The 6,719-nt window shown below is 40.5% G+C and carries 5 protein-coding genes and 3 pseudogenes; all 8 read right to left on the reverse strand.

Features of this window, described 5'->3' with window-relative positions:
- Window positions 1-41 precede the first annotated feature (41 nt).
- Window positions 42-245: pseudogene (locus NSCA4_RS0103195) on the reverse strand (hemagglutinin repeat-containing protein); the annotation flags it as partial.
- Between the two features lie 374 nt (window positions 246-619).
- Window positions 620-964, reverse strand: coding sequence for a hypothetical protein (locus NSCA4_RS0103200; protein WP_016686797.1), 345 nt, complete (start codon window positions 962-964; stop codon window positions 620-622).
- Complete coding sequence (locus NSCA4_RS13645; RefSeq protein ID WP_255265268.1) at window positions 964-1,164, reverse strand: hypothetical protein; 201 nt, start codon at window positions 1,162-1,164, stop codon at window positions 964-966. Before NSCA4_RS13645 ends, NSCA4_RS0103200 begins: the two co-directional genes overlap by 1 nt.
- 231 nt (window positions 1,165-1,395) lie before the next feature.
- Window positions 1,396-1,755, reverse strand: coding sequence for an immunity 8 family protein (locus NSCA4_RS0103205; RefSeq protein WP_002221979.1), 360 nt, complete (start codon window positions 1,753-1,755; stop codon window positions 1,396-1,398).
- A pseudogene (locus tag NSCA4_RS15975) lies at window positions 1,752-2,837 on the reverse strand (hemagglutinin repeat-containing protein); the annotation flags it as partial. The gene NSCA4_RS0103205 and the pseudogene NSCA4_RS15975, both read right to left, overlap by 4 nt.
- A 20-nt stretch (window positions 2,838-2,857) precedes the next feature.
- Window positions 2,858-3,247: a UCP019853 family protein gene (locus NSCA4_RS0103215; protein ID WP_000965859.1), complete on the reverse strand. Its 390-nt coding sequence runs from the start codon at window positions 3,245-3,247 to the stop codon at window positions 2,858-2,860.
- A gap of 1 nt (window position 3,248) precedes the next feature.
- Window positions 3,249-5,396, reverse strand: a pseudogene (locus NSCA4_RS13320) (hemagglutinin repeat-containing protein); the annotation flags it as partial.
- A gap of 584 nt (window positions 5,397-5,980) precedes the next feature.
- Window positions 5,981-6,719: hypothetical protein (locus NSCA4_RS15440; RefSeq protein WP_029609482.1), on the reverse strand; the 739-nt coding region annotated here is incomplete at its 5' end.

The raw sequence follows: 6,719 nt of genomic DNA on the forward strand, positions 1-6,719 counted from the left end.
GTTATTGTTGTTTTGACCTTTAGAAACATCAATCAGGTGGATACGCCTTTGCCGATAAGCTGCGCACCCTTGAGAGTGGTATCCCCGCCGCTTCGGATAATCGTTTTGCCGGCCGTGCTGCCGATATGGGTGTGGCGGTGGACTGCTTTTGTCTGATTGCCGTGGTGGCTTGTTGAAAGAAAGGTCGTCTGAAACCGTATTTGTTGTTTCAGACGACCTTTTGGCTCAAACCTTGAGAACTGCATACGTGCGTTCCGCACATCCTACTTGTTGAGTTTAGGTTTCATATGGGCTACGGCTTGCTAATGGCTTCATTTAAGCTCAAACCGCTTCTGACCACCAAATCAACGTAGTAAATCGGTGTGCGGTGTGATTGCGTGGTGATTTACTGCGAATACGCAATTCCAATGGCATGGTAGAAAGGCTGCCTGAAATGAAATATTTCACATTAAAACATAATTTTAATGTACGAAATTGAACTGCGTGGGCAACGCTTGCTATTTAACAATTCGCGTTAATTGCACAGGCTACGCTGGCTCTATCTTTGTCAAACACGTTTTTCAGGCTGCCTGAATGTTATTGCAGTAAATGCCAAAAAAGTTGCTCACGCTACTGCTTATTAGCTACAAAGCGATTGCAAGTTTATTTGGATATGTGGTTTTATTCTTATGCTAAAACTACTAACATCGTTATTTTGTTTTAATTCAACATAAAGATATTCACTTATCTCATCATTTTTTATTTTCATTTCAATAATTTGCTCTAAATAATATGAGCAAATCATTCCAATAGATGAAAAAACTTTTATGGATACATACGGCAAAGCATATCCAAAGGCAATTTCAAAATTATTGATACCGTCATTTAATTTGAAAATAACACAACTTTCATCTTCGCTAATTACTGGTTCTTTTTCAAAAAACCACATTAACTCATCTGCGTTAAGTAACATATTTTCAGACATTATTGTCCCCCTTTGGGAATTACTGTATTAAATACCCTTGTTCCGTTTGGTAATACTTGATATGTGGTTTCAAATTTTACAAACTTTCCACTTGGACCTGCAAACAACGATTCTCGAACTTCAAAATTACCGTATTGTGTAGAAAAAGTTCTGACGATGTTATTGTTATTTTGTGTAACATTTGAAAAGTGTTCGGTCAAGAGATTGCGTCCATAAGTATTATTAGGAACGCCAAGTCTTTGCATTGTCTGCAATAATTGAGCAGAGCGTGCAGCATTGTGAGAATTACTTGATACATTACCAAAGAGATAATTAAACTTGTTTGTCTTAATCTCGATAAACCCAAAATAATGACCGCACGAGATTATTTTGAAAAGTTTATGGAAAAATAAAACAGCGAAAAAGTTTTGGTTTCGCTGTTTTTGATTTAATTAGCACTGATAATCTTCAAATTCCCACGAAAAAAAACGAAGTAAATAAGTCAATGACTTTTCCCAAGTTTCTTTTGAACATTCTTTAAGAATTTTCTCAATTTCCGATTTAATAACAGAATGATTAAATTCATTCATAATCATCATACCCGCTCCCCATTTAACCCTTTGATTTTGGAAACAATTATGCAAAATCCATTTAGGAGAGCATATGCGAACAGAAAATATATCTGCAGCATCACTATCATCAGTTCCTATGTCTAAATCAATTCCCACACAAAAATTGTCTTTGATTTCGGGAACGAAATCTTCAAAGGCACAATCGTAAAGATTGATGGCTTTCAATTCTAGGTTAATCATTTTATATTCAAATGTCCATTAGTTAGTGTTGTTCTTGTATTTGGGTCTCGAATAACAAAATTCGCTTGCGTTCCTGTTGGATTAAGATGTGTTGGAGTGTTTTTTTTGGTAGTAGGCGGTCGGTATAAACGAGTTCCGTCAGCACTTATCAAACAACCCTTGCACGAAGGATTATTGACCAATCGTGCTCCATCTCCAACCCAAATTCTTCCAAGCCTTTCAGCTTCAGAATGACTTGCAGAACCAATACCAAAATTAATTTCTCCTTTTCCATTTGGTTGCATATTTTTCCAATCATTAACAGCACTATTTAATCGACTGTCTTGTTTGGCAATATTATCCCAATTTTGCTGAACTAAATCAGATTTTAGTTTAGGATAAGTCGCTATATTCGCCGTTCCATTTGAAGTTACTGGTGTTGTAACTTGCACTGTTTTTTCTGTTGTTGCTTTATTCCCACTTTTCACCCCACGCCCAGCGGTAACCGCAGCGACACCAAGTGTCATTGTATTTTCTAGAGCATTCCCATATTCAGGATGTGTATAACCTATACGCCCCATGTGTCCATAAGCCCATGAGTTCGGATCTATCTCCCCTGTCGCTAAATTCGCAGCCGATTCAAATATACCTATACCGCTATTTAATGCAGCCTTACCAATATCTGTAACAACTCCAACTTTATAATCCCTTGATTGAGTAGGAGTTTTCCCAAAATAATTGTATTGATTGGCTAAATTGAAATCACGAACATAATTTTGAATGTATTGTTTGTTGTAGTTCGGATTAGTGTAATGTTGATCTTGCTTGGGTAAATTGTTTGCTCCTAAAATTGAAATAATGGCGTCATCAGTACGGAAATTATCCGCTTTAGCCGTTGCGTAATCTACGGTTCGTTGCATATGCCGAATAATTCGCCCAAGTGCTTCTTCTTTTGAAATGTTTAGACGAGAAGCCACTATATCTGCATATTGTTCTGCTAATTTATATTCACTCGGATGCAACTGCCGATTATTCCAATCTGCATTCGCGCCAGTAAAAGCCCCAGCATTGCCGCCTGTGGCATAACTAATCGCTAAACTGCCAACGGTATCCACAACAAGTTTCAGGCTGCCTGAATTTCTCTAATAAATGAAACACTTATTCTATCAACCGTTAATGTAACCAAACAATTATCAAGATAAGAGTAGTTTATTAAATACTCATCTTCTTCAAATTGTATATTTTGTAGGGTTAGATGATTATTTTTTAATTCTGCCGTTATTTCATACTTGAAACTATCATCTATTTTTCTAAATCCAATATTTGAAGTTGATTTATCCAGTATGTAATCATTAAAGATTTCATAGGATAATTCCACTTCATAAAATTGATTTTCAAATATTTTGAATGGGCAGTATGATATAAAACAATGTAGTTCATAACCATTTATTTCAATCAATACTGCCTCTTCAATGGTGTTATCTAACTTTTTGATTTTACATTTATATAACATTTTATCTTGCCTTTGGATAAATTGTTTTGTTTTTTGGATTGTTATTCAAAGTTCTCCAAAAGTTTTTTCCTGATTTTGTATGTATCGTGGTAATACTACCATTTTCATTGGTTCCAACAAAAATAAATTTAGATTGACCTTTGGAATCAGTACCCAAAAACTGAACATATCCAGTTCGTTTTGAACCATTATAATCATATTGAACAGGAATACCTTTATTTACAGTATCTTGACCAATTTTTAAGTATTCGATTTCATTTTTTACATTAAATTCAGCACCGTGTTTAATGAAATGGTCATTTAACAAACTTTCATTAGCAAAACTACTCGGTTTAACTGTTCCTATTTTTCCTGCTTGTGTTCCAGTACGCCCAGCGGTAACTGCAGCAACACCAAGTGTCATTGTATTTTCTAGAGCATTCCCATATTCAGGATGTGTATAACCTATACGCCCCATGTGTACATAAGCCCATGAGTTCGGATCTATCTCCCCTGTCGCTAAATTCGCAGCCGATTCAAATATACCTATACCGCTATTTAATGCAGCCTTACCAATATCTGTAACAACTCCAACTTTATAATCCCTTGATTGAGTAGGCATTTTCCCAAAATAATTGTATTTATTGGCTAAATTGAAATCACGAACATAATTTTGAATGTATTGTTTGTTGTAGTTCGGATTAGTGTAATGTTGATCTTGCTTGGGTAAATTGTTTGCTCCTAAAATTGAAATAATGGCGTCATCAGTACGGAAATTATCCGCTTTAGCCGTTGCGTAATCTACGGTTCGTTGCATATGCCGAATAATTCGCCCAAGTGCTTCTTCTCTTGAAATTTTCAGACGAGAAGCCACTATATCTGCATATTGTTCTGCTAATTTATATTCACTCGGATGCAACTGCCGATTATGCCAATCGACATTCGCCCCTACTGCCGCCGTACCGGCATTCCCGCCCGCCGCATAGCCGATGGCCGCCCCGCCCAGTGCGTTGACCGCCGCTTTGCCCGCCGGGCCGAGGTTTTCTGCCGCTTTGTCCAAATACGGGGCGGCAAGGGAAGTGCCGCTGCCAGCCAGTATGCCGCCGAGGCTGCCTGTCGTCAGCCCGCCTGCCGCCCCGTGCAGCATACTCCTGCCTATGCCGCCTTCTTTCCAGGTGTCGTAGCGGCTTTGGTTTTCGGAAAGGTAGGCGTTTACTTGGCCGAGTGTTGCGCGGATGGCGGCTTTTTCGGTTTCGCTGTCCGTGTTTTGCAGTTCGGCCTCCAGCAGGGTTTTGGCTGCCTGATACCGTTCGTAACTTCGGGTATTGCCGAGTTTGTCGGCAGCAGCCGCTGCGGCTTGGGCGGCATTTTTGCCGAACTCCTGCGTTACTTCCCTTTGCAGGTTGATCTCTTTGGCAACCGCGTCTTTCTCGAAGCTGTTTTTCAGACGACCTGTGTGTTGGGCTGCAGTTTCGGTGTCGATGCCGGTGTAGATACGCGCTTCGGTTTCTTCGGCAGTCCCGCCTGTTCGGGCAAGTTGTCCCGCTTCGTCGGTGATGTGCATGTTGCTGGTGTTGATGCCGCTGCGGGTGGTGCTGTTTTTGCCGTCTCCGTCGCTGCCGTAGCCGATGGCCGGGCTTATCCTGTCGGCAGGCCTGCCTTGTTTGTCGGTAACCGTGCCGTCCCAGCCGCCGTTCAGGTCGAAACTGCCGCCTATGCCGAAGCTTTTGCCTTCGTAGCGGCTGTGGTTTTGAATGTCGCTATGGGTGAGGGTCGCCGTCTGAAAAAGGTTTTTGCCCTTATCTTCTGCGCTTTGGCTAGACGTGATGATACCGCCCTTGAGGTCTGTGTTGTCTCTGACTTTGATTTGATAGCCGTCTTCTCCGGCATAAATACCGCTTTGCTCGGTTACCGAAGCATGATCGGCTCGGATTTTGCTTCGGCTGTAACTGCCGCCGGCACTGAGTCCGTAACCGACGGTAACTTGGACGTTTCCGTTTTGCTGTTTGCCCTGATAGGTTTCAGTATCTTGAACGCTTTCTATATGCAGGTTGCGCGTATCTGCCTGTACGCCTTTGCCGATAAGCTGCGCACCTTTGAGGGTGGTATCCCCGCCGCTTCGGATAATCGTTTTGCCGGCCGTACTGCCGACATGGGTGTGGCGGTGGACTGCTTTTGTCTGATTGCCGTGGTGGCTTGTTGAAAGAAAGGTCGTCTGAAACCGTATTTGTTGTTTCAGACGACCTTTTGGCTCAAATCTTGAGAACCGCATGCGTGCGTTCCGCACACATCCTACTTGTTGAGTTTAGGTTTCATATGGTCTATGGCTTGCTAATTGCACAGGCTACGCCTGTTGTACTTACTCATCAGCTATTTTGGAATACATATACTCCACGGCTTTAGGTGATAGTGGTGCTTTACACTCGGTGCAATAATCTTTATTAAATGGAGAAATTCCTCTTGAATAAGTTAAATTATTAGCATCAATCTCAAATGATTTACCATTAAATTTTTGAAAAGAATGGCAATATGGACATATGCTGGCAATCGGAATATAAATAATACAAAAAAGTAATCCAACAACCCAATATATAGTAAATATAATAAAAAAATATCTTTCTTTAAGAAATTATTGTTTGTAACAATTTCTTGGAGGGTTGCCGCACCAAGTATACAGGCTACGGAAATAAAAAAATCTTAGGAATTAACATTCTTTTTTGAAATTTTTTCGCAATATACATTGCTTGTTCTTTGTCATCTAATTTTTTCATATCTTTTACTTCTTCCGTTCCAAATATCCCATTTCAACATACCACCTATTCCCAATTGAGGTTTAACAACAGATTTAACTTCCCCTCCTCTATACAATGAAGATGCTTGATTATCTGGATACTGTCTACCTCCTTGTATGGCAGCAGAATTATTCCACGGCCCTAACTTAAGTTCAGCTTCAACTTTAGTTGACAGTGTCGCATTCTTATTGTCAGCTTGCGTACCAAATTGCTTTTCTCCTAAAACTATTTCTGTTGAAGCATTTAAAGTCTTATTCTCATCAATACCTACATGTCTAGTTTGTTTTGATAATCCTCCTGATAATGCTGCTCCAATACCTAAACCTACACCGCCTTCAGCTTGTACGGACGAACCTCTGTTCCCTAAAGTTACGGTTACTTTTCCGTTTGCCTGTACACCCACCCCCAGCGCACCTGACAGCTCTCCTTTCAATTCCAAGCCCGTGGGGTAATTATAGTCACGTTTACCCTGATATGTAGATCTATCGATCTGATTCCTCAAATTTTGGCATGCTGCAGTATCGATCCCTTTATCACATGCTGCATAAAGTTCTTTCATATTATTAAGCCCAATTTTCTCCCATTTTTCATCAACATCAAATTCGCAACGCCAATCGGCTTTGCATGCTCGGAATTCCGCATTTTTCTGGATTCGCTGCCCTTCGCGCAGATGGTTGTTTTCCACCGCATTCTGTCCCGCC

The organism is Neisseria sicca 4320, from assembly GCF_000193735.1.
Taxonomy (GTDB): Bacteria; Pseudomonadota; Gammaproteobacteria; order Burkholderiales; family Neisseriaceae; genus Neisseria; species Neisseria sicca_E.

Bases quoted from the DNA above. Each gene is read 5' to 3' on its own strand.
- NSCA4_RS0103200 (WP_016686797.1), bottom strand. From the start codon at position 964: ATGTCTGAAAATATGTTACTTAACGCAGATGAGTTAATGTGGTTTTTT.
- NSCA4_RS0103205 (WP_002221979.1), bottom strand. From the start codon at position 1,755: ATGATTAACCTAGAATTGAAAGCCATCAATCTTTACGATTGTGCCTTT.
- NSCA4_RS0103215 (WP_000965859.1), bottom strand. From the start codon at position 3,247: ATGTTATATAAATGTAAAATCAAAAAGTTAGATAACACCATTGAAGAG.